Source organism: Actinomadura sp. BRA 177, from assembly GCF_013372625.1.
Classification (GTDB): Bacteria; Actinomycetota; Actinomycetes; order Streptosporangiales; family Streptosporangiaceae; genus Spirillospora.
Genome location: NZ_JABXFD010000147.1, coordinates 1 through 22160, shown reverse-complemented (window position 1 = coordinate 22160; position 22160 = coordinate 1). Strand labels below are relative to the sequence as shown.

Genomic DNA, 22160 nt, shown 5'->3' with positions numbered 1-22160 from the left:
GGCACCCGAGGTGACACAGGCAGACGCCCTGAGCCGCGCGCCCTCGGGCAAGCGCGGATCAGGCGCGGGAGGCGCGGTGGTCGCGTTCCTCCTCGTCCGGGTCCTTGGGCACGCGGCACGCGTACTCGAGGAAGAACGCCGCCGCCACCAGGACCACGGCCGCCAGGAAGGTCGCGCCGCTGACGAAGAAGTCGTGGCGCGGCGTCGGCTTGTCGAGCTCGGACGCGAGATTCACCGCGAACCCGCCGAACACGCCCGCGATGAGGGCGGCGGTGTGCGCGCTCGCCTTGCCCAGGGCGGCCAGCCGCGCGACCGCCATGGGCTCGATCGGCTTCGGCGACTTGCGGCCGGCCTCCTGTACGCGCGTCTTGCCGGGCTTCCGGCGGATGCGGCGCAGCACGTTCCAGCCACTGAACCCCTCGCCGAGGGCCAGCAGCAAGAGGGTCGGCACCGCCGTCCACGGGAGCGGCGGCAACGAGACGTAGGCAGAGCGCAGCACCGCCCAGGTGACCACCGCGACGACGACCACCAGGGCGACGAGGAACAGGGGGCGGGACGGCTTCATGCAGGCTGCTGCAGGGACAGGTCCTCCCGCCGGCGAACGGCCGACGGGCCACCCTCGGACTGCTTGGCCTGGGCCAGGTCACCGACGCGGCCGTGCCCGGGGAGCAGCACGTCCGGCTCGATGTCGGCCCACGGGACGAGCACGAACGCGCGCTCGTGCGCGCGCGGGTGCGGGAGCGTCAGATCGGGGTCGTCGGACGAGACGTCACCGAACACGACGATGTCGATGTCCAGGGTGCGCGGCCCCCAACGGACCTCGCGCTCCCGGCGCATGGAGTTCTCGATGTTCAGGACGCGTTCGAGCAGGTTCTCCGGTGGCAGCCGCGTGTCGGCCACCAGCACCACGTTGAGGAAGTCGCCCTGCTCGGGGATGGTCTCGCCGGGCGGCGCGTAGGGCGCGGTCTCGTAGACCGGGGAGAACGCCACGAAGTTGAGCCCGGGCGCGTCGAACAGCGCGTCGACCGCCTCCTGGATGTTGTCCATCCGGTCCCCGAGGTTGCTACCGATCGAGAACACGACACGGTGCTGGACCAGCATGTGCCCGCCGGTGGCGGTGCGGTCGGGCATGCGGTCGGACGCTGTCATGGGCGACTCCTCCTGATCTTCACGGCGACGTCCGTGAAGGGGTGCGGCACGGGGGCGCTCGGCTTGTGGACGGTGATCTCCACCTCGGACACCGCCCTATCTTCCAGACATATAGTCGCCAGCCGGTCAGCCAGCGTTTCGATCAGATTGACGGGCTCGCCCTCCACGGTCGCGACAAGCCGACTGGCGAGTGTCCCATAGTCGACGGTACGCGAGAGGTCGTCCCCGGCGGCGGCGGGGCGGGTGTCCAGCCCGAGGACGGCGTCCACCACGAACTCTTGGCCGAGTTCACGCTCGGCCGGCAGGCACCCGTGCCGTCCCCGCGCGCGCAGGCCGCGCAGTTCGATGCGGTCGAGACTCATTCTTCCTCTGCATCCACGACGTTGAGGACGGGTGACCCATGGTGGAGCAGGAGCCGCCACTCCCCGCCCGCCCGTACGAACACGTTCGTCGCCACGATGCTTCCCCCGGCGAGGAATCCCGCCTCGGTGTCCTCATCGGCGGTGAGGACGTTCTCCTTGCACGTCACCACTGCGTGGTCGCCGTACACGTCGGTCTCGACGTCGGTCAGCACGAACTGGATGTAGGTGGTGTTGGCCATGATGAGGGCCCACGAACGGAGCACCTCCTCACGTCCACGGAGCATCGTCCAACCGGGATGCACACACGAGACACCGGCGGCGTACGGGCCGTCGGCCCATACCGCCGACATCCGGTCGAAGTCGCCGGCCTCGAACGCGGCGTAGAACTCGGCGTGGACCTCGTCCACGTCGGCGCGGTTCACGGCACGGCTCATACGCGGTGTCCCCCTTGCTGGGCGCGACCGTCCGCCGCGACCGGTTCTGAGGTTCCGTCATCGGACGGACGGGCCGCACCGACGGCGGCCGCCACACGCACCGCGTCCGCGTTGGGACGGACCCGGTGAACCCGCACACACCATGCGCCGGCCGCCGCGGCCAACGCCGTAGTGGCCACAGTGGCGTCATCACACTCGGCGAACGCGCGAGGGGTTCCATCAGGATCGGCTAGCAGCTTCGTGAGGAAGCTCTTGCGTGACGCACCGACGAGCACCGGATAACCGGTCGCGGTCAGCGCGTCGAGTCTGGCCAGAAGCGTCCAGTTGTGGCCCGCTTTCGGGCTCTTGGCGAAGCCCAGCCCAGGATCGAGCACGATCATCGACGGGTCGACGCCCTCCTGCAGGACTGCATCGACCCTCTGCAGAAGCTCATCGCGCACTTCGCGGACGACATCCGCATAGACGGCACGGGTCTGCATGTCATGACTGTGTCCGCGCCAATGCATCACCACGTAGGGAACGTCCGCCGCGGCGACCACTCGCGCCATGTCCGGGTCGGCCAGGCCACCGCTGACGTCGTTCACCAACCGGGCACCCACGCGGACGGCGGCCTCCGCGACCTCCGCGCGCATGGTGTCGATACTGACCGGAACGTTCTCCGCATTGAGCGCCTCTATGACGGGCACCACCCGGCGCAGTTCCTCGTCCTCTGAGACGCGCTGCGCGCCCGGCCGCGTGGACTCGCCGCCGACGTCCACGATGTCGGCGCCCTCCGCGACAAGGTCCAGCCCATGACGAATGGCCTTCTCAGGATCGAACCAGGCGCCGCCGTCCGAGAAGGAGTCCGGAGTCACGTTGACCACGCCCATGACGAGGCAGCGCCCTGGTGCGGGCAGCCCCGGAACTACGGCATTGGTCATGTCACCCAACCCTATGCCTTGGATGCGTGGGCTCGACGCGGTGCCTCGACCGTCCGAACACGTCCGCCGCACCCCCTCCCGAACCAGCAGAACGGGCCTCAGCGCGACGCTGAGGCCCGTTCAGGCGGTCCGGCACTCCCGGGGAAGGACAGACGGTCAGTAGCGGCCCAGGATGAGGCTCATCGCCTCGGACCGGGTCTCGGCATGATCGCGGAAGTCGCCGCGCACCGCAGACGTCACCGTCTTCGCGCCCGGCTTCCGCACACCGCGCATCGTCATGCAGAGATGCTCCGCCTCGATCACCACGATCGCCCCGCGCGGCTCCAGCACGCTCATCAGCGCGTCCGCGACCTGGCTCGTCAGCCGCTCCTGCACCTGCGGCCGGCGCGCGTACACGTCCACCAGCCTGGCCAGCTTCGACAAACCGGTGATCTGGCCCTTCTTGTTGGGCGTGTACCCCACGTGGGCCACCCCGTGGAAGGGCACCAGATGGTGCTCGCAGACCGAGTAGACCTCAATGTCCTTCACCAGGACCATCTCTTCATGGTCGGCGTCGAACACCGTGGTGAGCGCGTCCTCCGGCTTCTGCCGGAGACCCGCGAACTGTTCGGCGTACGCACGCGCCACCCTCGCCGGAGTGTCGCGCAAGCCGTCACGGTCGGGGTCCTCCCCGATGCCGATCAGGATCTCGCGCACGGCCTTCTCGATACGCGCGTGGTCGAAATGCCCGCCGTGCAGGGTCTCGCCCGGCGGGTCATTCTCGATCGGCGCCTCGTCGTACGGAATCGCCAAGACGGTCAGCTTTCACCCTGGGACGGATCGACCGCCTCGGAGGTGACCCCGCCCTGACCGTTGTTCTTGGTCAGGTCGGTGACGTCCTGCGGGCCGAGCAGGGCCAGCTCCTTGGGCGTCAGCACCGGCGGACGGTCGGACGGGAGGCGCTTGCCGTAGCCGGTGTAGGAGTTCTGGTGCGGCCGCTTCTGGATCGGCGCGAAGATCTCCAGCACCATGTCCTTCGACAGGGTCTCCTTCTCCATCAGGTTGACCACGAGCTCGTCCAGGACGTCCCGGTACTGCGTGAGGATCTCCCACGCGGTGTCGTGGGCGGCCTCGATGTACCGGCGGACCTCGTCGTCGATCGCGGACGCTATGTCCTCGGAGTAGTCACGCTCGTGACCCATGTCGCGGCCCAGGAAGACCTCGCCCTGACCGGAGCCGAACTTGCGCGCGCCCAGGCGCTCGCTCATGCCGTACTCGGTCACCATGTTGCGGGCGATGCCGCTGGCCTTCTCGATGTCGTTGGCCGCGCCCGTGGTGGGCTCGTGGAACACCAACTCCTCGGCGGTACGTCCGCCCAGGAGCATGGCGAGCTGATCGGTCATCTCGGAGCGCGTGGTGAGGAACTTGTCCTCCATCGGCAGGGTCATGGTGTAACCCAGGGCGCGCCCACGCGGAAGGATCGTCACCTTGTGCACCGGGTCGGAGTTCGGCAGCGCGTGCGCCACCAGAGCGTGCCCGCCCTCGTGGTAGGCGATGATCTTCTTTTCCTTCTCCGACATCACCCGGGTCTTGCGCTCGGGCCCGGCCATGACGCGGTCGATGGACTCCTCAAGGGTTTCCATGTCGATCAGCTTGCGGTCGAAGCGGGCCGTGAGCAGCGCCGCCTCGTTGATGACGTTGGCCAGGTCGGCGCCGGTGAAGCCCGGCGTCCGCCGCGCGATGATGTCGAGGTCGACGTCCTGCGCGAACGGCTTGCCGCGGCCGTGCACCCGCAGGATGCCCTTGCGGCCCTCAAGGTCGGGACGGTCCACGGTGATCTGCCGGTCGAACCGTCCGGGACGCAGCAGCGCCGGGTCCAGGATGTCGGGACGGTTCGTCGCGGCGATCAGGATCACGCCGCCCTTGACGTCGAAGCCGTCCATCTCGACCAGGAGCTGGTTGAGGGTCTGCTCCCGCTCGTCGTGGCCGCCGCCGAGGCCCGCGCCGCGGTGCCGGCCGACCGCGTCGATCTCGTCGATGAAGACGATCGAGGGCGCGTTGGTCTTGGCCTGCTCGAACAGGTCGCGGACACGGGACGCGCCGACGCCGACGAACATCTCCACGAAGTCCGAACCGGAGATCGAGTAGAACGGCACGCCGGCCTCACCGGCGACGGCGCGCGCCAGCAGCGTCTTACCGGTGCCGGGCGGCCCGTACAGGAGCACGCCCTTGGGAATCTTGGCGCCGATGGACTGGAACTTCGCCGGGTTCTGCAGGAAGTCCTTGATCTCTTCCAGCTCCTCCAGGGCCTCCTCGGCCCCGGCCACGTCGGCGAAGGTGGTCTTCGGGGTGTCCTTGGTGATGAGCTTCGCCTTGGACTTCCCGAAGTTCATCACCCGCGAGCCGCCGCCCTGCATCTGGTTCATGATGAACAGGAAGATCAGCACGATGACCACGATGGGCAGCAGGCTGAACAGCAGGTTCAGGAAGAAGCTCTGCTTGGGGACATCAACGTTGTAGCCGCCGGACAACTGACCGGCGTCGGCCTGCTTCTGCAACTGCTGCTGCAACTGGAGCCCCTGGCCGTCGACCCAGGAGGCCTGCTGCCGCTTGTCGTTCTTGAGGGTGACCTCGATCCGCTGGTCCTTGTCAACGATCTTGGCCGACTTCACCTGGCCCGCGTTGATCTCCTGGACCACCTTGGAGGTGTCCACCTTCTCGAACGAACGGCCGGGGTTGACGCCCCACATGACGAGGGCGACCAAGATGCCGAACAGCAGGATCCACAGCAGCGGCCCGCGAAAGTAGCGCTTCACGTCCATTTATCCGGTTACCCCTACGGGGCCCGTCCCTCCTGACAACGTCTGTGTGCGATCCCCGCCCGTCCCGGGGGGACGAACGCCACTGCGACCAACAATGCGTCCAACGAAAGGCCCGTCGCCCGGGGCTTCGGACCCACCTTGGCGGCTTCCCTCATATGGCTCCCCGAACCCAGGGTCCGGGACACCGACGGTACACCGCAGGAACAGGAGGCGCAGCCGACGCCGTTCTCCCGCATCCCTTCCATATACCCGTCAACGATCCTTGCAACGATTCGTCACGGTTACTTGTTCCCTGTGGCCTCTTGCGAGTCTCCGACCAGCATGGCCCCGTCCTGGACGAACGGGCCGGCCGGACCCACCGGACAGCGCCCAGGGTAGGTCAGGACCCGTCGCCGCCGTAGACGTGCGGGGCGAGCGTGCCGACGAACGGCAGGTTCCGGTACTTCTCCGCATAGTCGAGCCCGTACCCGATGACGAACTCGTTAGGGATGTCGAAACCGATGTACTTCACGTCGAGGTCGGTCTTGACCGCCTCGGGCTTGCGCAGCAGCGCGCAGATCTCCAGCGACGCCGGGCCACGCGAACGCAGGTTGCTCACCAGCCACGACAGGGTAAGGCCGGAGTCGACGATGTCCTCCACGATCAGGACGTGCCGGTCGAGGATGTCGGTGTCGAGGTCCTTGAGGATGCGCACGACGCCGGACGATTTCGTGCCCGAGCCGTAGGACGACACCGCCATCCAGTCCATCGACGCGGGCGTGTGCAGCGCCCGCGCCAGATCCGCCATGACCATGACGGCGCCCTTGAGGACCCCGACGAGCAGCAGGTCCTTGCCCGCGTAGTCGGCATCGATCTGACCGGCGAGCTCCCGCACCTTGGCCTGCAGGTCGCTCTCGGGAATCAGTACTTTCGCCAGGTCGGTGCCCAGGTCCTTCTCGTCCACAAACCCACCCTCATCGCTCGATTCGCATACGACAGGAGGTCAGGCCGGGCCGAACAGCAGCTTCCCGGACCGCCGGTCGGCGCGCAGCCCCCCGGGCAGATCCACGTGCCGCTGGCCGTGCCAGGCCGTGACCAGCCGGTCCACCGCATCGACGTGAACCGCCGCGAGCGTACCCGGTGGGCTGCCGGCCTTCACCGCGGCCATCCGCAAGACGCGCGTACGGACGGCTCTGGGCAACTCTTCGAGCCCCTCCAGCCGCACGGCCACGCGGTAGCCGTCCTCGCTGGCCTCTAGGGCGGCGTAGGAACGGGCCGCTAGGGCATCTAAGGCGTCTGCGTCGTCCCGGAGCATCCTGGCCGTTCGCGCCAACGCTTCGGCCACTCCTGGCCCAAGAGCCTTCTCCAGGGCGGGGAGGGCTTGGTGCCGTACGCGCACGCGCGCGTAGGCAGGATCGACGTTGTGAGGGTCGTCCCACGGTTCCAGACCCATCGCCTTGCAGGCTCGACGTGTGGTGGCGCGGTCGAGCCCGAGCAGGGGCCTCAGGTAGAGGACGTCCTGCCGCCTGAACTCGGAGGGCATGCCAGACAGCGATCGGGCACCGGAACCACGCGCCAGCCCCAGAAGGACGGTCTCGGCTTGGTCGTCCTGGGTGTGGCCAAGGAGCACGGTTGCGGCTCCCAGGCGCTGAGCGGCCTCATCGAGTGCTCTGTAGCGGGCATCGCGAGCGGCGTTCTCAGGACCTCCCGGCCCATCGACGTTGACCGCGATGGAACCCGCTGGGTCGAGCCCAAGGTCCGCCATGGTTCGCACTACGGCGTCGGCACGCTCGTCGGAACCGTCCTGTAGGCCGTGGTCGATTGTGACGCCGCCTGCAGAGCGTCCCGCCCTGGGCGCCTCAAAGGCGAGCGCACCGGCGAGCGCTAGAGAGTCGGCGCCCCCACTGCACGCGGCCAGCAGCAGCTTGCCTCGCGGCAGATCGGCGATCAGCCGCCGTACTGCGAGACGTACTGCCGCCACTGCCGGATCAGGCCCCATGGTGAAACGTCTACCACCACGTGCGGCCCCGCCGGTCTTTCTGGCTCAGGCCTCGTTGGCCGTGGGCGGTGTGTCGATGGCCCTGGGGCCGACGACGCGCGCCATCCACAGCGACGGCTCCTTGATCTCGTCATGCGTGGGAAGGCTTTCCGGCGACTCCCAGACCTGGTTGAAGCCGCTCATGCCCACTTCTGCGACGACCCGCCGCACGAACCGCGAACCCTCCGCGTACTGCTTCATCTTCAGGTCGATGCCAAGAAGACGCCGGATCGTCTTGTCGAGCCTGGTGCCGCCCTCACGCCGTCCTTGGAAACGCGACCTGATCTGCTGGACTGAGGGCACGACCTCTGGGCCGACCGCGTCCATCACGTAGTCGCCGTGCCCTTCCACCAGGGTCATCACGGCGGTCAGTCGATCCAGGATCTCGCGCTGTTCCGGGCTCTGGATCGCGTCGATGAGGTTGGCGTCGCCGCCGCGCACCGCGTCCGCCACGGCCTCGGCCGCGTCCCGGAGGCGATCCAGCATCGCGCCTGGGTCGAGGTCCGAAGCGAGCAAGAACTTGGTCATCTGGTCCTGGACGTACTCCCGCAGCCAGGGGACGCCGGTGAACTGGGCGCGGTGCGTCTCCTCATGGAGGCACACCCAAAGGCGGAAGTCACGTGACTGCACACCCAGCTCTTGCTCGACATGGACGATATTGGGCGCAACCAGCGTCAACCGTCCTGTCGCAGCACGGCCCGTCGGATCCGGCGGCAGGAACAGCTCGTACTGCCCCAGAACACGGCTCGCCATGTACGCCAGAATCGCCCCCACCTGCATACCGGTCACGCGGGAACCGACCGCCTGCACGACCACGTTCCCCGCACCACCGAGAGGGCCCGGAGCCCGCCGCTCGGACATCTGCTCGATGAGCGGTTCGAGCACCACCCGGAAACCGTCCACGTTCGCACGGATCCAGCCGGGCCTGTCCACGATGGTCGCCGGGTCCGGGTCGAGCTCGGACGCCATGCCGGTGAAGTCCCGCACGTGCCCGTGAGCGACCTTCGACAGCTCGCGCAACTCCTTCACGACCTCACGGGCCTCGTCATAGCTGACCTGCGGTCCCGGCCTGACGAGCCGGGTTCCGGCCTGAACGGCCACGTTCCAGTCGATCATTGAGGCGCTCATGTACTCCACCGTACGTTTCGGAGACGGCGCCGAGGCGCCCCTACTAGGCCGTTCAACGAACAACCGTTCTGGTTATCTCCCGTACGGTCCCGGCCACACGCGCCGAGCGTCAGTTACAGCCGCAGCCGGCCACGGCCGCCGCGAGCCGGTCGAGTTTGCCCGGATCGACCGGGCTCTTTCCGTCCCCTGCCATGAACGCGAACGCGAGCAGCCGTCCGTCGGCGTCATAGGCGAGTCCCGCCAGCGTGCTGACGCCCGCCAGAGTGCCGGTCTTCGCGCGGACCATCCCCGCGCCCGCCCGGCTGGACGCGGCGGTGTAGCGCGGTGGGCTCAGCGTCCCCGAGAACCCCGCGACGGGCAGTCCGGTGATGACCGCGCGCAATTCCGGGTGCTTCTCACCGGCGGCCAGCGAGACGATGCGGGCCAACGCGATCGGCGAGATCCGGTTGCGCGGCGACAGTCCGCTTCCGTCGTTGACCGAAACGCCTTCCGCGACACCGAGCCTGGCCAGAACCTGCCGGACGGCCTGCGCGGCACCCGCGAACGTCGGCGGACGCCCCTGCTTGATGGCGACCTGGCGAGCCACCGCCTCGGCAACGTCGTTGTCGCTCTCAGTCAGCAAATGCTCCACCAGAGCGGACAACGGCGGTGACTGGACGGCACCGAGCCGTGTCGCGCCCTTCGTCGCCACCGTCCTTCGACCCGCCTTGGCCTTGATCCCCTCCTTGGACAGCAAACGCGCGAACTGCTTGGCGGCAGCGGCCGGTGGGTCGGAAACCCGGGTCTTCTTGGACGGATCCATCGGCGAGACCCGTCCTTCGTCCACCGTCAGTGCGGTCACAGGGGCGACCTCTCCGTCCGGTAGATAGTTGGGTTTCCACCCGGCGGCCGTACGAGACCCCTGGTATGCGGACACGTCGTAGTCCACTCGCACCTGGCGCACACCAGACGCCTTCAGAGCGGCAGCCGTCTGACGGGCCAGATCCAGGAGCGACGCATAAGGCGGATGTCCGGCCGCCGGACGTGGCGGCAAGGCCGTCAAGGTAGGATCCCCGCCTCCGACCAGTACGATTCCGCCGCCGGCGCCGTCCACGACCTGGGTGGTGATCCGGTGCGCGGGTCCGACCGAGGCCAGCGCCGCCACCGACGTCGCCAGTTTCGTCGTCGAGGCGGGGGTGGCGGGCCGGTCAGCCCGCAACGCGTACAGGGACCGCCGCGTCTCCGCGTCGATCACCACCGCGTTGATCTTCGCCTTCGGGCCGCCGACCAGCGCCGACAGCCGTCCAGCCAGGACGGACGGATTCGGCGGACGGCCCGAACCGGCGTCGGCGGCCGGGAGCACGACCGACGACGCGGGCACGCGCACGAGGTCGCGCGCCGCAACGCTCGGCGGCTGCGGGGACAGATGCCGGTCGGGTGTGAGTTTCGCCACTGCCAGCCCGGCGGTGACGGTGAAAACGTTAAGGAGGGACAGCGACAGGATCACGAGGGCTCGGCCCCGTCCAGGCACGTGACCGCCCCTCTCCCACTCAGCACTCGCCAACGTGCGACATCCTTATACGAGGGAACACCCGCCTGTGGGGCCGGCCTCACCCACGGGCTCCCGGAAGACTATTCACTGCGCGCGCGCAGGGAGCGGAGGACATCTTGGATTTCGACGTCACCATTGAGATCCCGAAGGGCCAGCGGAACAAGTACGAGGTGGACCACGAGACCGGGCGTATCCGGCTCGACCGCATGCTGTTCACCTCGACGCAGTACCCGGCCGACTACGGGTTCATCGAGGACACCCTAGGGGAGGACGGCGACCCGCTGGACGCACTCGTCCTGCTGCAGGAGCCGACCTTCCCCGGCTGCCTGATCCGCTGCCGCGCGGTGGGCATGTTCCGGATGACCGACGAGGCCGGTGGTGACGACAAGGTCCTGTGCGTCCCCGCCACCGACCCCCGGATGGAGCACCTCCGCGACATCCACCACGTCGCCGAGTTCGACCGCCTGGAAATACAGCACTTCTTCGAGGTCTACAAGGACCTGGAGCCCGGCAAGTCCGTGGAGGGCGCCAGCTGGGTGGGACGTGTCGAAGCCGAACTGGAGATCGAGCGTTCCCGCAAGCGCGCCGCGGACCAGGGCGGCCACTGAGCGCCGTCCGGTCCTGCCGACCGGCCGCGCCATGCCGGGGCCACGCCGGGCCAGGGCCGGGCTGGGGTAGGGAGTCGCGGACGGCGCTGATCCGCTCCCCGCCGCCCTGCGACACGACTCGACTCGCGATGGGCCCTTCCGTACGGAACGCCGTGCGGAAGGGTTCTCGCCGTCCATGCGGCCGTACGGTCCTTCCGGAGGTTCATCCCGAGGGACGGGTGGCGCCGATCAGGTCACTCCGGTAGATGCTCGATATGCGCACCCTGGCCCCCGTATAGGGAGCCTCCACCATCCGGCCGTCGCCGATGTAGATGCCTACGTGGTGGATGGTGGCGGGGTTGGACGGGTCCGTGGCGAAGAAGATGAGATCGCCCGGACGCAGTGCGCTGATGGGGACGTGGGGGCCGGACGTCCATTGCGTACCCGTCCAGTGGTCGAGCCGCACACCGGCCTTGTTCCACGCGTACATGGCCAGGCCAGAACAGTCGAAGCCGACGGTGCCCGCGCCTTGGGCGACCCCCTGGCTGGGGCCGAACGTGTTGCCTCCACCCCATGAGTACGGGGTTCCGAGCCATTTGAGCGCCGCCCGAACCACAGTCGCCTCTCGCGCGGCGGACGAGGGCAGTCCCGCGACGGAAGACGCCGAGCCGGCGAAGTCGGAACCAACCTTGCGTGCCTCAGCCTTCTCGCGAGCCTTCTCCCGCGCGCGCTTGACGCGTGCAGCGTGGGCCTTAGCGGTGCCCAGCCGATGCTCCAGGCGTCGCTTCTCAGCTTCGATGCGCTGGACGGACGCCTGCTGCTTGGCCACCGCCTCCTGTGCGACCCGCTTGGCCTCGTCGGCACGTCGGGTCGCAGCTTCTTGTTCGTCCAGCGTGGTCTTCGCCTGACGGCGGAACACGTCCGCGACGGTCTTGGACGCCTCGACCCGACGGACCATGGCGGTTCGCCGTTTGGCGAGCATCTCGACCATTCCGGCGCGGTCCATGAAACCCTGGGGTCCGCCATCGCCCACGAGCGCCGACGACATCTGGTCGTAGCCGGTGTTGACCCGATAGACCTGCGCGGCGAACGACGCCAGTTCGGCCCTCGTCTCCTCCATCCGTCGGTTCGCCTCTGCAAGACGGCCTTGGGTGTCCCTGTACGCCTGCTGCGAGCGTTGCAGTTTCACCTGTTCGCCGTTGTAGCGCTCTATGGCGGCCTCCGCGGCGATGGCGAGGCTGTCGAGTTCGCCGTCCGCCTGCGCGAGCTTGGCCTTCGTCCGGCCGACCTCTGCCGCCCGTTCCCTTACCTGGCGTTCGCTCCGGTCGACGTCCCGCGCGCTAGGGCCGGGGTCAGCGGAGGGACGTGCGGACGCGGCCGGAACCAGCAGGCTCATTCCGATCGCAAGGCCGGAGGTGAGGGCGACCAGCCGCAACATCGTGCTCCGCGCAGGGGACGGTATCGCGCGACGGCGGCGGGTGTCTGCTGCGCCAGATGCCATGAGCACGTCCTCCCCCGGGGATGTACTGCTTAGCGCAAACGATCACCTACGAAGAGTAGTTGAGTCGGGCAATGGCCAGTACTTTCGCCACCTCTGCCGTCGTTCAACTGTCGGCAGTCTCATCGTCACGCGGTGAACGTCTCGTCATGCAGTGGACGTCGGGCTCACCTTCGGCGAGGTCTCCCCGGACGACCGTTCTGGCGGAGATGGTGTCGGCTCTGGGGTCCCGCTGGATGACGGTGTCGGCACAGGAGTCGATGGTTGGGATGGAGTCGGTTCAGGGCTCTCCGGCCGTTGCGTCTCTGGCGGTGTGGGCTGTGGACTACCGGGGCGCTGCGTGCTGGGTGGCGTGGAGGGGTTCACTGGTCCTGAACTCGTTGGCGTGGGTGAGGGCCCCGTGTCGGGCGGCGCATCTTGCCGCCAAGTGACGCGCACCTGGGTGACACCCGGCTGGAAGGTGATGGTGCCGTCCCCGTGCGTGTCCGGCCGCCGGAAGACATGGACGCGCACGGTCATGGTCTGTCCTGCCTGGAGATGCCCGGACGACGGCTCGATTCGAATCGGCCCCTGAGGCTTTGCTTGCCAGGCCAGTGGTCCACCTTCTGCGCGTACTTCAATGGAGGCGTCCGAACCCCCTGCCAAGTCCAGGAAGAGCGGCGAGACCGTGAGGACACCTGTGCCGACGGTCGGCTCAGTCCCTGCGACCGGGACGGGAGGCGGTGGCGGCAAGGCGGTGGAGGGTGCGGACGACGCGCGCGCGCCGAGCGGGAACGTTGCCGACACAGGAGCGGCGTCAAGAGTCCCCGGCCCTACCGGACCTGTCGCGGACGGCCGTCTGCTCTCCGGCATCTGCGAGACGCCCGGGATCACTGTCGGATGCGGGTCCGCCGTCGTCCCCGCGGGTCTCCGGGCAGTGCCGAGGACCCCGTACATCGAGGCGACGCCACCACCGGACAGGACGGCGACCACTGCCAACACCATGGCCGCCCGGACGACCTGCGCACGGACGTCGGCCTCAGGCGCTACTGGAGGGGTCTTGCGGAGGCGGCTGAACCATGTTCTCCCGCCTCCGGGGCGGACCCGCCGTCCCGACCGTGCGTCATGGACGGGGAAGCCATCGGGTCTGAACTCCGTGACCCTGGTGGCCACGAAGAGCCTGTAGCCGACCAGTTCCGGGTCCAGGAAACAGCTCATCACCCGCAACCGAAGTTCCGCCGCCGGGCGTGGATTCGGCAGGAGCCCGTACACCTTCTTCGCCGACACGGACCTGGGACGGAACGCTCCACAGACGGAACACGCCTCCGCGTGCTCCATCAGCTGCCTGCTCAGGTCGGGGGCGAGCTCCCCACGCCGTTCTCGCAGTAACGTCGCGCGCTGAGTGCAGCCATAAGGACCCTGCTGCGCGAGTATCACCGCCGTTAGCGCTGCCTCCAGTTCGCCGTGCGCGACGTCCAGCGCCTCTTGGGCGTCCCTCAGCGACAGGCCGAACACGGCGGCCAGGTCGGGAACCGTCAGCCGGCGCCTGAGCCTCAGATCAAGGATCTCCCGGGAGAGCGGGCGCAACGCCAGGACCGCGTGCCACGCCGTGATGCGCTGGTCGACGTCCTCCTGGTCATGGCTGGCGACCGGCACGTCCGGTGCCTTGGCCCGAGGCGGCAGGCGTCGTTCGCATTCCAGCCTGGCGATGGCATAGAGCCAGGGCCTGAACCGGGCGGGGTCTCGGAGCTCGCCGATGTGCGCCTCGGCCACGATGAACGTGTCGCGCAAGGCGACCTGCGCCGTGTCACGGCATCGCAACCGGAACCAGCAGTAGGCGTACAGCCGGTGGGCATGGGCGTCGTACACCGCGGCCGTGGCGCCGGGATCGCGCTCGCGTAGCGCCTCGACCAGGAGATGGTCGTTCATACCAGAAAAGGTAAAGGCTCCCGGCGTTCTTTACTGGCCAATTCAGAAGATCCAACACGGATACCGAACACCATTCTTGCGCTATCTGGTCAACTCTCACGGAGTGTCCTGATTAGGAGCTTTGAGCGATTTGGCCGAGGTACTGCAAGTATCGCACGCTTGATTGACCAGGGCGTCATGGCGATGAGCGATCGAGACACAACGCGTAGTGAATGGCCAAATTCGGCCTCACTCATTCCGAGGAGGCCATTCCCATGATCGCCCGGACCCCGAGCCAGCCGGCCGCATCACCACCAGCGAACCACCCGGCGGGACTTTTTCGACGCGATCAACGACGCCAGCTTGACACTGTCACGATGACAGTGTCACCATCGAGGCATGGACGGTACCTGGACGATCGGCGAGCTGGCGGAACGCGCCGCCGCCGCCCTCGCGGCGGACGGAGCCGCGCAGGTCAACGGCCGGGTGCGCGATGTTCCGAACACCCGGCTGATCCGCTGGTACACCACGATCGGCCTGGTCGACCCGCCGCTCGCCCGCCGCGGCCGCACCGCCCTGTACGGGCCCCGCCACCTGCTCCAACTGGTCGCGGTGAAACGCCGCCAGGCCGAGGGCCGCTCGATCGCGGAGATCCAACTGGAACTCACCGCCGCCACCAACGACACCCTCACCCGAATAGCCGCCCTCCCCCGATCGGTCTCCCACACCACCGAGGCACCGGAGAGCCCCCCGGCCTGGGAAGGAACCACAGCCCACAACCCTGAAGACGCGAACACCACGAGCCCGGCAGGAGCCGCCGCCAAAGCCCTCGACTCGGAAGACGCGAGCACCATCGAGCCTCCGGTGGACTCCCCGCCTCAGGAGAGCGTCACCGCCCGGGCCCACCCCCCGGAAGGCACACCCACAACCGACCCCCGATCGGGCTCCTCGGCTTCAGAAGATTCCACTGGCCGCGTCGGCGGATCAGGGGTGGCCGCGGAATTCACCGAGCCCGCGGGCGCACCGGCGGATGTCGGGGCCGGCGAGCGGACCAATTTCTGGGCTGCCCGGCCCGATGTGTCGTACGACAGGGCGACCGTCTCCGCCGACTACGGCAGGCCGCTTCCCCCGGTCGTCCAAGGGGTCCGGCTCACGTCCAGCCTCACACTCCTCCTGGACGGTCCCGCCCTGAGCGACGACGACCTCGCCGCGATCGACACCGCCGCACGGCCGCTGCTCGACGAGCTACGCCGGCGCGGCCTCCTCACCCCCGCCGAAAGCCCCGCACATCCGCCCGCAGCTCACTCCCGGAGGTCTCCGTGACCGTGCGCATCCTGCCACTACCCGAGACCGAACCCCCGGTATCCGACCGCGGGCTCGGCGCGCTCAGCACCGACAAGGGCAACCTGCCGCTCGACTCCGTCGACGTGCACGCGTCCATCACCGGCCTCGCCGCCGGAATCGAGGTCGTCCAGGGCTTCCGCAACCCGTTCGACACGCCGCTCGAAGCCACCTACATCTTCCCGCTCCCCGACCGCGCGGCCGTGATCGCGCTGCGCATGGAGGCCGCGGACCGGGTGATCGAGGGGACGCTGAAGGAGCGCGCCGAGGCGCGACAGGACTACGACGCCGCCATCGCCGCAGGCCAACGCGCCGCGATCGCCGAGGAAGACCGCCCGGACGTGTTCACCATGCGGGTCGGCAACATCCTGCCGGGCGAACGGGTGACCATCAGGCTGACGCTCGACCAGCCGCTGCCGCACGAATCAGCCTCCAGCGCGACGTTCCGCTTCCCGCTCGTGGTGGCCCCCCGCTACATCCCGGGCGCCCCCTTGGACGGTGAACGCGCGGGCTCCGGGGTGGCGGACGACACCGACGCCGTACCGGACGCGTCCCGGATCAGCCCGCCCGTCCTCCTGCCCGGCTTCCCCAATCCGGTGCGCCTGTCCATCACCGCCGACATCGATCCGGCCGGGCTCCCCCTGACCGAGATCCGATCCGCGCTCCACGTGGTGAGCGAAGAGGGCACCGGCGAACGCACCACCGTGCGCCTGCAACCGGGAGAGCGACTCGACCGCGACTTCATCCTGCGCCTCGGCTTCGCCCCGCACGAGACCGCGGCCCTCTCCCTGGTCCCGGACGAGTCCGAAGAGGAGGGGACGTTCAACCTGACCGTACTGCCCTCCGGCGACGCCAGACCGAGCCCGCGGGACGTGGTCCTCGTCCTCGACCGCTCTGGCAGCATGCACGGCTGGAAGATGGTCGCCGCCCGCCGCGCCGCCGCCCGCATCGTCGACACGCTCCGCGGCGAGGACCGGTTCGCCGTCCTGTCCTTCGACAACGTCATCGAACGCCCCCGCGATCTCGGCACCGGCCTGGCCGACGGCACCGACCGCAACCGGTTCCGCGCCGTCGAGCACCTGGCGACGCTGGACGCGCGCGGCGGCACGGAGATGCTCGCCCCGCTCGACGAAGGCTGCCGCCTCCTCGCCGACTCCGCGCGTGACCGGGTGCTCGTCCTCATCACCGACGGGCAGGTCGGCAACGAAGACCAACTCCTCGCCCACCTGGAACCGCGGCTCCACGGCGTCCGCGTCCACACCGTCGGCATCGACCAGGCCGTCAACGCCGGCTTCCTGAACCGGCTCGCCTCCATCGGCCGGGGACGCAGCGAGTTCGTCGAGTCCGAGGACCGTCTCGACGAGGCGATGGAACACATCCACCACCGGATCGCCGCCCCGCTCGCGACCGGCCTCACCCTGCACGTCGACGGCCTGGAAGTGATCCCGGGCTCGGTGGCCCCGGCCCGCCTGGGCGCGCTGTTCCCCGGCGTGCCCCTGGTGATCGCCGGCCGCTTCCGCGGCTCCCCGTCCGGCGCACTCTCCGTCCGAGGCACCACGTCCGACGGGACGCCCTGGGAGCAGCACGCCACCGGCATCGTCTCCACCAGCCGCGCCGCCACCTCCATCTGGGTCCGCGCCCACCTGCGGGACCTCGAAGACCGCTACGCGGTCGGAGGCGCCGACGACCTGGAGCAACGCATCGTCCAGACGTCACTCCGCTTCGGCGTCCTCTGCCGCTTCACCGCATTCGTGGCCGTGGACAGCCGAGTGGCGACCGACGGACAAACCCCGCACCAGGTCGTCCAACCAGTGGAGTCCCCCCGAGGCTGGGCGACGGCCGCGGCGGCCCTGCGGGCAGCACATGCCGCGTTCTCGGCCGCCCCGGCTCCCTTCGCACCCCCACCGGGCGCCTCCCCCAAGCGCGCCGGCAGCCCTCCGGCACCAGCCTCCGGCCGCCCTCTCGGCACACCGGCCGGACGAGGCCCGACCCCACGCCGAGCCCGCAGCGTCCCCGCCCTCACGGGCTTCCAGACAGAACTGTCCAACGTCCTCGACCGCCTCCGCCAGATCCCGGCGGACCAGCGCGTCCACCACCTGCTGGACGAACTCCTCCCCATCCTGGACTCGATCGTCCAACGCATGGAGGCCGAGTACCTGGACGCCACCCCCCTGGCGACCCTCCGCGACGACCTGCGCCGGCTCCAGCCCACCTCGGACCAGAACACCATCAACGACCAATGGACCCGCGCCCTAGAGGTCCTGACCGACTTCACAGAAGAAACCCCGCCCCGCCGCCCCTTCTGGAAACGCCCCAAGTAGCACCCTCCGGGCGCCCCTCACCATGCAAGCAAAACGCGGGACGGCCTCCGAAGAAGCCGCCCCCACGCCACGGACGGCAACCGGCCACCAAACCACGCACACGTACCACCAGCGAGCTAGAAGGCATCGCCCGAGGCAACAGCCTCAGACGACACTCTCCCGCAGAACGAGAAGGGATTCGGTGGCTGAGCGCGGGCGGCAGACGAGTACGCCGAGCCCCCACGTTCGAGCGCCCACGGTGAGCGGACGCGAGCGGCAGGCAAGTGCGCCGGGTTGTCGCGTTCGAGCGGCGGCGGAGGCTGAGTGCGGTGCGGGGGAGCGACCTCGGGTGCCGCTCCTCCCGCAGCTGAGAGGGGTGATCAGGTGTGTTGGGGGTGGTAGCGGCGCAGCAGGGGGATCAGGTTCAGGGTCAGGCCGATGACGGCGACGGCGCTGACCAGGTTGACGCCCGGGTGGAATTCGGCGAAGCCGTCACCGCCGGCGGCCGTGCCGCCGGCGACCAGGGCGGTGACGACGGCGAGGACGAGGGCGGCACCCACCTGGCCCGAGGTCTGGACGAGGCCGGAGGCCAGGCCCTGCTCGGAGTCGTCGATGCCGTCCGTGGCCTGCGCCATGATCGAGCTGAACCCGAACGCGAACCCGCCGCCCAGCAGCAGCATCGTCGGCAGGATCGTGAACACGTAGTGCGGCGCGTTCCCTGCCGTGGCCAGGAACCAGCCGTAGCCCAGGCTGAGGGACGTCATGGAACTGATGATCAGGCGGGGCGTCCCGTACCGGTCGATCAGGCGTCCGACGAAAGGGGAGCCGAAGGCGACGAGAAGCCCGGCGGGCAGCAGTCCCATCGCCATCTTCAGCGGCGACCAGTGCAGGACGTCCTGCAGGTAGAGCGTCATCATGAACTGGAAGCTGAGGTACGACCCGAACAGCGCGACGATGCTCAGGTTGGCGCGGACGATGGAGCCGATCCGCAGGATGCCGAGCCGGATCAGCGGGTGCCGCACCTTGTTCTCGGTGACGAGGAAGCCGATCAGCAGGGCGATCGCGAGCGCGACGGACCCGAGGGTAACGGGGTCGAGCCAGCCGCGGTCGGGCGCCGAGACCACGGTGTAGACGGCGAGCAGCATGCCGCCGGTGAGCGTCACCGCGCCAACGAGGTCGTGGCCGCCACCGGCCGCCGGCCTGTCCCGCGGGATCAGCACGATGCCCGCGACAAGGGCGATCACCGCGAGCGGGACGGGCGTCAGGAACGTCCAACGCCATCCGAAGCTGGTCAGCAACCCGCCCAGGATCAGCCCCGATGAGTAGCCGCTGGCCCCAAAGACGGAGAACACCGACAACGCCCGGTTACGCGCGGGCCCCTCATGGAAGGACGTGGTCAGGATGGACAGGGCGGTGGGCGCGGTGAACGCGGCGGCGAGCCCCTTGACGAAGCGGGTGACGATCAGCAGCGTGCCGTCGTTCACCAGTCCGCCCACCAGGGACGCGGCGGCGAACACGGCCAGCGCGGTGAGGAAGACCCGGCGGCGTCCGAGCAGGTCGGCGGTGCGTCCGCCGAGGAGGAGCAAGCCGCCGTAGCCAAGGACGTACCCGTTCACGATCCACTGCAGTGACGTGGTGGTGAGGCCCAGCTCGGTGCCTATCGACGGCAGCGCGACGCCCACCATCGAGACGTCGAGCCCGTCGAGGAACATCACGGCGCACAGGACCGCAAGGATCCCCCACAACCGGGGAGTCCAGATCTGTTCGGCCGGCGCGCGCTCGGCCGCCGGCGGACGGACGGTGGAGACAGGTGAGGTGTCGGTGATAGCCACGCCGGAGGACAGTACATGCACATGCATCAAATGTCCACGCACTAATTTCGAAGGAATTTAATGCCGATGCATCTGATGCGCGCGCATGGTACGATCCGCGCCATGGAGGCGAAGGTTGCCCTGGTCGACCACTGGCGCGAGCTGGCGACCTGCTACAACACGGTCGCGTGCGCTCTGGACCGCGCCCTGCAGGACGCCCACGGCCTGAGCATGAGCGAATACGAGACGCTCGACCGCCTGGTCGATCTCGACTGTGAGAAGCGCCGCATGCAAGAGATCGCCGCCGCGATGTACCTCAGCCAGAGCGCCTTGTCCCGCACCGTCGCCCGCCTGGAGAAACACGGCTACGTCACACGCGACCTATGCAAGGACGACCGCCGCGGCGTCTTCGTCCAGATCACCGAAGCCGGCCGCCGCCGCCACGCCGAGGCTCGAGAGACCCACCTCACGATCCTCGCCGAAAACCTGACGCCCACCGCCTCCCAGCCGCCCCCCCACGGAACTTGACCGACGCCTTTAGTTCTGAGTGCGCGTTCTCCTACCGCCGACGAACCCGATTGCCCCACGGACCTGACGAATCCACGGGAGCACGGATCGGGGACGGGGGCGTGGCGCGCGGATCAGCGGTCTGTCATGCACTCGTCCAGCCGAAGCAACCTGAAGTCGTCGTTGCCCGTAGACGTCGCGGCCCGTAGTCGTCGTTGCCCGTAGTCGTCGCGGCCCGAAGTCATCGCGGCCCGCCGCCGCGCGCTGCTCACCGCAAGACGGCTTGGCTGATCGGCAAGGAGGGTGTGCAGGCTGTCCGCTCCGAGGCGATCAAAGTGATCGCGTCGGGCTGGAGGTCGTCGGCCCGGGATGGCGGCGCCGCCGTCAGCGGGTAGGTGGCCGGGGCGGGGGCGTCCCGTAGACGTGACTGCGGGGAGAGTGCGGTGCGTGGGGTGGGTGGGGCAGTCTGGGCTTTGGCGAGAACGGTCCATGGGCAATGGAGCCAGGGACGGAGGCATTGTGGGCTGTCGCGTGATGCTGCGCCGGATGCGGGCGGCGGACGAGGACGAATTCCTCCAGCTCGCCGAACAGAGCGCCGAATTACATGCGGACTGGGTCCGGACGCCGACCGACGCACTGATGTTCCGCGAGTACCTGGGCCATTTCTCCGATCCGACGGCCGGCGAGGCGCTGCTGATAAAACGCGTCGACACGGGGGCCATCGCAGGTCACGCCACCCTCACCGGCATCGTCCGCGGGCCGTACGACCGCGCCGTCCTGGGTTTCGCCGCCTTCGCCCCGAGCACCGGCCGAGGTTTCATGACGGAGGGCATCGGCCTGACCGTTCTGTACGCGTTCGGCCCTCTCGGCCTGCACCGGGTCGAGGCGGACATCCAGCCGGGAAACGAACCGTCCCGCCGCCTCGTCCAGCGCCTCGGCTTCCGCCGCGAGGGATTCTCCCCGGAGTTCATCAACATCGGCGGCGTCTGGCGCGACCACGAACGCTGGGCGATCACCGCCGGCATGACGACCAGCCTCCCCCCATGCGACCCCAACATCCTCCCCTAGCGGCGGGACTGCGGGAACGACACCACTGACGTCAAAGGGGCTGGTCCGTCCCGGCCGACCAACGCCGCCCATTGCCGTCGCGAGGCGGCGGGTGGGCGACTGAACCGTTCACCAAGCTCTACCTCGGCCTTCGGACGGGTGGGGGGGCGGCAAGGCGCTGGGCATCTCGACCGTCCGGCGAACGCACGCCATCCTCCGCAAGGCGTTCGGTGACGCCGTCCTTGTCGACGAGTTCATACCGTCCAACCCGGCGAGCGGGCTAAGCGGCCGAAGGCAGTGCTTAACGAACCGGGCGCGGTCTGGACGGCCATGCAACTCCGCGCCATCCTTGGGGCCATACGTTGGCATCGGCTGTTCGCCTTCTACCACCTGGCCGCGTACACGGGCGCGCGGCGCGGGGAGCTGCTCAACCTGCGGTGGTCGAACATCGGCTTGGACGCAAAACAGATCACGATCAGCGGGTCTACGGGCGTCGTCGCCGGCGCACACATCGAGGGGGCGACCAAGAGCGGGCGGTCCCGCGTCCTCAGCATCGATGATGAGACCGTGACCGTGCTCCAGGGTCACCACAAGGCCCAAGCGGCTGAAAGCTCCTCGTCGGCGAGAAATGACGGGGCGGCGATGACGGGGCGGCGATGACGGGTACGTGTTCGCTACCGGCTGGGGTGGCCCGATCGATCCGGATACGGTCGGCTAGTGCCGTAGCAGGCAACGTTCGCCCTGTTGTGATGTGACACGCCGTCTTGAGGCTGTGCCCGGCGCCGTGTGGCCGTCACCCTGTCCGGGTGGCAGAACGAGTACGTGTACGCGAGATCGACG

General features: G+C 68.8%; 20 protein-coding genes. 6 read left to right on the top strand and 14 right to left on the bottom strand.

Going from position 1 to position 22160, the window contains the following annotated elements; genetic code table 11:
* Positions 1-58 precede the first annotated feature (58 nt).
* From HUX53_RS04355 to dacB, 11 genes are all read right to left on the bottom strand, one after another.
* Positions 59-565, bottom strand: coding sequence for a DUF3180 domain-containing protein (locus tag HUX53_RS04355; protein WP_176401872.1), 507 nt, complete (start codon positions 563-565; stop codon positions 59-61).
* Entirely contained in the window at positions 562-1149 is a 588-nt protein-coding gene (gene folK / locus HUX53_RS04350; RefSeq protein ID WP_176401871.1) for a 2-amino-4-hydroxy-6-hydroxymethyldihydropteridine diphosphokinase, read from the bottom strand. The genes HUX53_RS04355 and folK overlap by 4 nt, the downstream gene beginning before the upstream one ends.
* On the bottom strand, positions 1146-1511 hold the full coding sequence (gene folB / locus HUX53_RS04345) for a dihydroneopterin aldolase (protein WP_176401870.1): 366 nt from the start codon (positions 1509-1511) through the stop codon (positions 1146-1148). The genes folK and folB overlap by 4 nt, the downstream gene beginning before the upstream one ends.
* A complete protein-coding gene (locus tag HUX53_RS04340; RefSeq protein WP_176401869.1) occupies positions 1508-1945 on the bottom strand; it encodes a nuclear transport factor 2 family protein in 438 nt (145 codons plus the stop codon). The genes folB and HUX53_RS04340 overlap by 4 nt, the downstream gene beginning before the upstream one ends.
* Positions 1942-2865 (bottom strand): dihydropteroate synthase, encoded by a 924-nt coding sequence (folP, locus tag HUX53_RS04335; RefSeq protein ID WP_255204912.1) that lies wholly within the window; start codon positions 2863-2865, stop codon positions 1942-1944. Before folP ends, HUX53_RS04340 begins: the two co-directional genes overlap by 4 nt.
* 156 nt (positions 2866-3021) lie before the next feature.
* On the bottom strand, positions 3022-3630 hold the full coding sequence (folE, locus tag HUX53_RS04330) for a GTP cyclohydrolase I FolE (RefSeq protein ID WP_176401888.1): 609 nt from the start codon (positions 3628-3630) through the stop codon (positions 3022-3024).
* Between the two features lie 32 nt (positions 3631-3662).
* Positions 3663-5666, bottom strand: coding sequence for an ATP-dependent zinc metalloprotease FtsH (ftsH, locus tag HUX53_RS04325; RefSeq protein WP_176401868.1), 2004 nt, complete (start codon positions 5664-5666; stop codon positions 3663-3665).
* Between the two features lie 379 nt (positions 5667-6045).
* A complete protein-coding gene (gene hpt, locus HUX53_RS04320) occupies positions 6046-6609 on the bottom strand; it encodes a hypoxanthine phosphoribosyltransferase (RefSeq protein WP_176401867.1) in 564 nt (187 codons plus the stop codon).
* 39 nt (positions 6610-6648) lie between these two features.
* Positions 6649-7644 carry a tRNA lysidine(34) synthetase TilS gene (gene tilS / locus HUX53_RS04315; protein WP_176401866.1) on the bottom strand — a complete coding sequence of 332 codons (996 nt, stop codon included), beginning with the start codon at positions 7642-7644 and terminating at the stop codon, positions 6649-6651.
* A 45-nt stretch (positions 7645-7689) separates the two neighbouring features.
* Positions 7690-8799, bottom strand: coding sequence for a zinc-dependent metalloprotease (locus HUX53_RS04310; RefSeq protein ID WP_176401887.1), 1110 nt, complete (start codon positions 8797-8799; stop codon positions 7690-7692).
* A 121-nt stretch (positions 8800-8920) separates the two neighbouring features.
* Positions 8921-10297, bottom strand: coding sequence for a D-alanyl-D-alanine carboxypeptidase/D-alanyl-D-alanine-endopeptidase (gene dacB, locus HUX53_RS04305; protein WP_309237044.1), 1377 nt, complete (start codon positions 10295-10297; stop codon positions 8921-8923).
* A gap of 161 nt (positions 10298-10458) precedes the next feature.
* On the opposite strand from dacB, the gene HUX53_RS04300 reads away from it, so the two are divergent.
* Positions 10459-10950, top strand: a complete 492-nt coding sequence (locus HUX53_RS04300; protein WP_131943154.1) for an inorganic diphosphatase — start codon at positions 10459-10461, stop codon at positions 10948-10950.
* 202 nt (positions 10951-11152) lie between these two features.
* Here HUX53_RS04300 and HUX53_RS04295 read toward each other — a convergent pair whose 3' ends face one another.
* Both HUX53_RS04295 and HUX53_RS04290 read right to left on the bottom strand, forming a co-directional pair.
* Complete coding sequence (locus tag HUX53_RS04295) at positions 11153-12367, bottom strand: NlpC/P60 family protein (protein ID WP_255204911.1); 1215 nt, start codon at positions 12365-12367, stop codon at positions 11153-11155.
* Between the two features lie 207 nt (positions 12368-12574).
* Positions 12575-14335 (bottom strand): RNA polymerase sigma factor, encoded by a 1761-nt coding sequence (locus HUX53_RS04290; RefSeq protein ID WP_176401864.1) that lies wholly within the window; start codon positions 14333-14335, stop codon positions 12575-12577.
* A 378-nt stretch (positions 14336-14713) separates the two neighbouring features.
* Here HUX53_RS04290 and HUX53_RS39885 point away from each other — a divergent pair, with 378 nt between their 5' ends.
* Entirely contained in the window at positions 14714-15637 is a 924-nt protein-coding gene (locus tag HUX53_RS39885; RefSeq protein WP_255204910.1) for a MerR family transcriptional regulator, read from the top strand.
* Positions 15634-17976: a VIT domain-containing protein gene (locus HUX53_RS04280; RefSeq protein ID WP_176401863.1), complete on the top strand. Its 2343-nt coding sequence runs from the start codon at positions 15634-15636 to the stop codon at positions 17974-17976. The genes HUX53_RS39885 and HUX53_RS04280 overlap by 4 nt, the downstream gene beginning before the upstream one ends.
* A gap of 359 nt (positions 17977-18335) precedes the next feature.
* On the opposite strand, the gene HUX53_RS04275 is transcribed toward HUX53_RS04280, so the two are convergent.
* The gene (locus tag HUX53_RS04275; RefSeq protein WP_309237043.1) at positions 18336-19787 is read right to left on the bottom strand and encodes an MFS transporter; all 1452 of its coding nucleotides are present in this window, start codon (positions 19785-19787) and stop codon (positions 18336-18338) included.
* Between the two features lie 60 nt (positions 19788-19847).
* On the opposite strand from HUX53_RS04275, the gene HUX53_RS04270 reads away from it, so the two are divergent.
* The 3 genes from HUX53_RS04270 to HUX53_RS04260 all read left to right on the top strand — a co-directional run bounded on the left by HUX53_RS04270 (position 19848) and on the right by HUX53_RS04260 (position 21980).
* Positions 19848-20294 (top strand): MarR family winged helix-turn-helix transcriptional regulator, encoded by a 447-nt coding sequence (locus tag HUX53_RS04270; RefSeq protein ID WP_217919067.1) that lies wholly within the window; start codon positions 19848-19850, stop codon positions 20292-20294.
* Positions 20295-20792: 498 nt separating this feature from the next.
* Complete coding sequence (locus HUX53_RS04265) at positions 20793-21341, top strand: GNAT family protein (protein WP_309237042.1); 549 nt, start codon at positions 20793-20795, stop codon at positions 21339-21341.
* A gap of 276 nt (positions 21342-21617) precedes the next feature.
* Positions 21618-21980 (top strand): tyrosine-type recombinase/integrase, encoded by a 363-nt coding sequence (locus HUX53_RS04260; RefSeq protein ID WP_309237041.1) that lies wholly within the window; start codon positions 21618-21620, stop codon positions 21978-21980.
* Positions 21981-22160 lie beyond the last annotated feature (180 nt).

Excerpts from the sequence above, each read along its gene's own strand:
- HUX53_RS04355 (WP_176401872.1), bottom strand. The coding sequence starts at position 565 with ATGAAGCCGTCCCGCCCCCTGTTCCTCGTCGCCCTGGTGGTCGTCGTC.
- folK (WP_176401871.1), bottom strand. The coding sequence starts at position 1,149 with ATGACAGCGTCCGACCGCATGCCCGACCGCACCGCCACCGGCGGGCAC.
- folB (WP_176401870.1), bottom strand. The coding sequence starts at position 1,511 with ATGAGTCTCGACCGCATCGAACTGCGCGGCCTGCGCGCGCGGGGACGG.
- HUX53_RS04340 (WP_176401869.1), bottom strand. The coding sequence starts at position 1,945 with ATGAGCCGTGCCGTGAACCGCGCCGACGTGGACGAGGTCCACGCCGAG.
- folP (WP_255204912.1), bottom strand. The coding sequence starts at position 2,865 with ATGACCAATGCCGTAGTTCCGGGGCTGCCCGCACCAGGGCGCTGCCTC.
- ftsH (WP_176401868.1), bottom strand. The coding sequence starts at position 5,666 with ATGGACGTGAAGCGCTACTTTCGCGGGCCGCTGCTGTGGATCCTGCTG.
- tilS (WP_176401866.1), bottom strand. The coding sequence starts at position 7,644 with ATGGGGCCTGATCCGGCAGTGGCGGCAGTACGTCTCGCAGTACGGCGG.
- HUX53_RS04310 (WP_176401887.1), bottom strand. The coding sequence starts at position 8,799 with ATGATCGACTGGAACGTGGCCGTTCAGGCCGGAACCCGGCTCGTCAGG.
- HUX53_RS04295 (WP_255204911.1), bottom strand. The coding sequence starts at position 12,367 with ATGTTGCGGCTGGTCGCCCTCACCTCCGGCCTTGCGATCGGAATGAGC.
- HUX53_RS04290 (WP_176401864.1), bottom strand. The coding sequence starts at position 14,335 with ATGAACGACCATCTCCTGGTCGAGGCGCTACGCGAGCGCGATCCCGGC.
- HUX53_RS39885 (WP_255204910.1), top strand. The coding sequence starts at position 14,714 with ATGGACGGTACCTGGACGATCGGCGAGCTGGCGGAACGCGCCGCCGCC.
- HUX53_RS04270 (WP_217919067.1), top strand. The coding sequence starts at position 19,848 with ATGCCGATGCATCTGATGCGCGCGCATGGTACGATCCGCGCCATGGAG.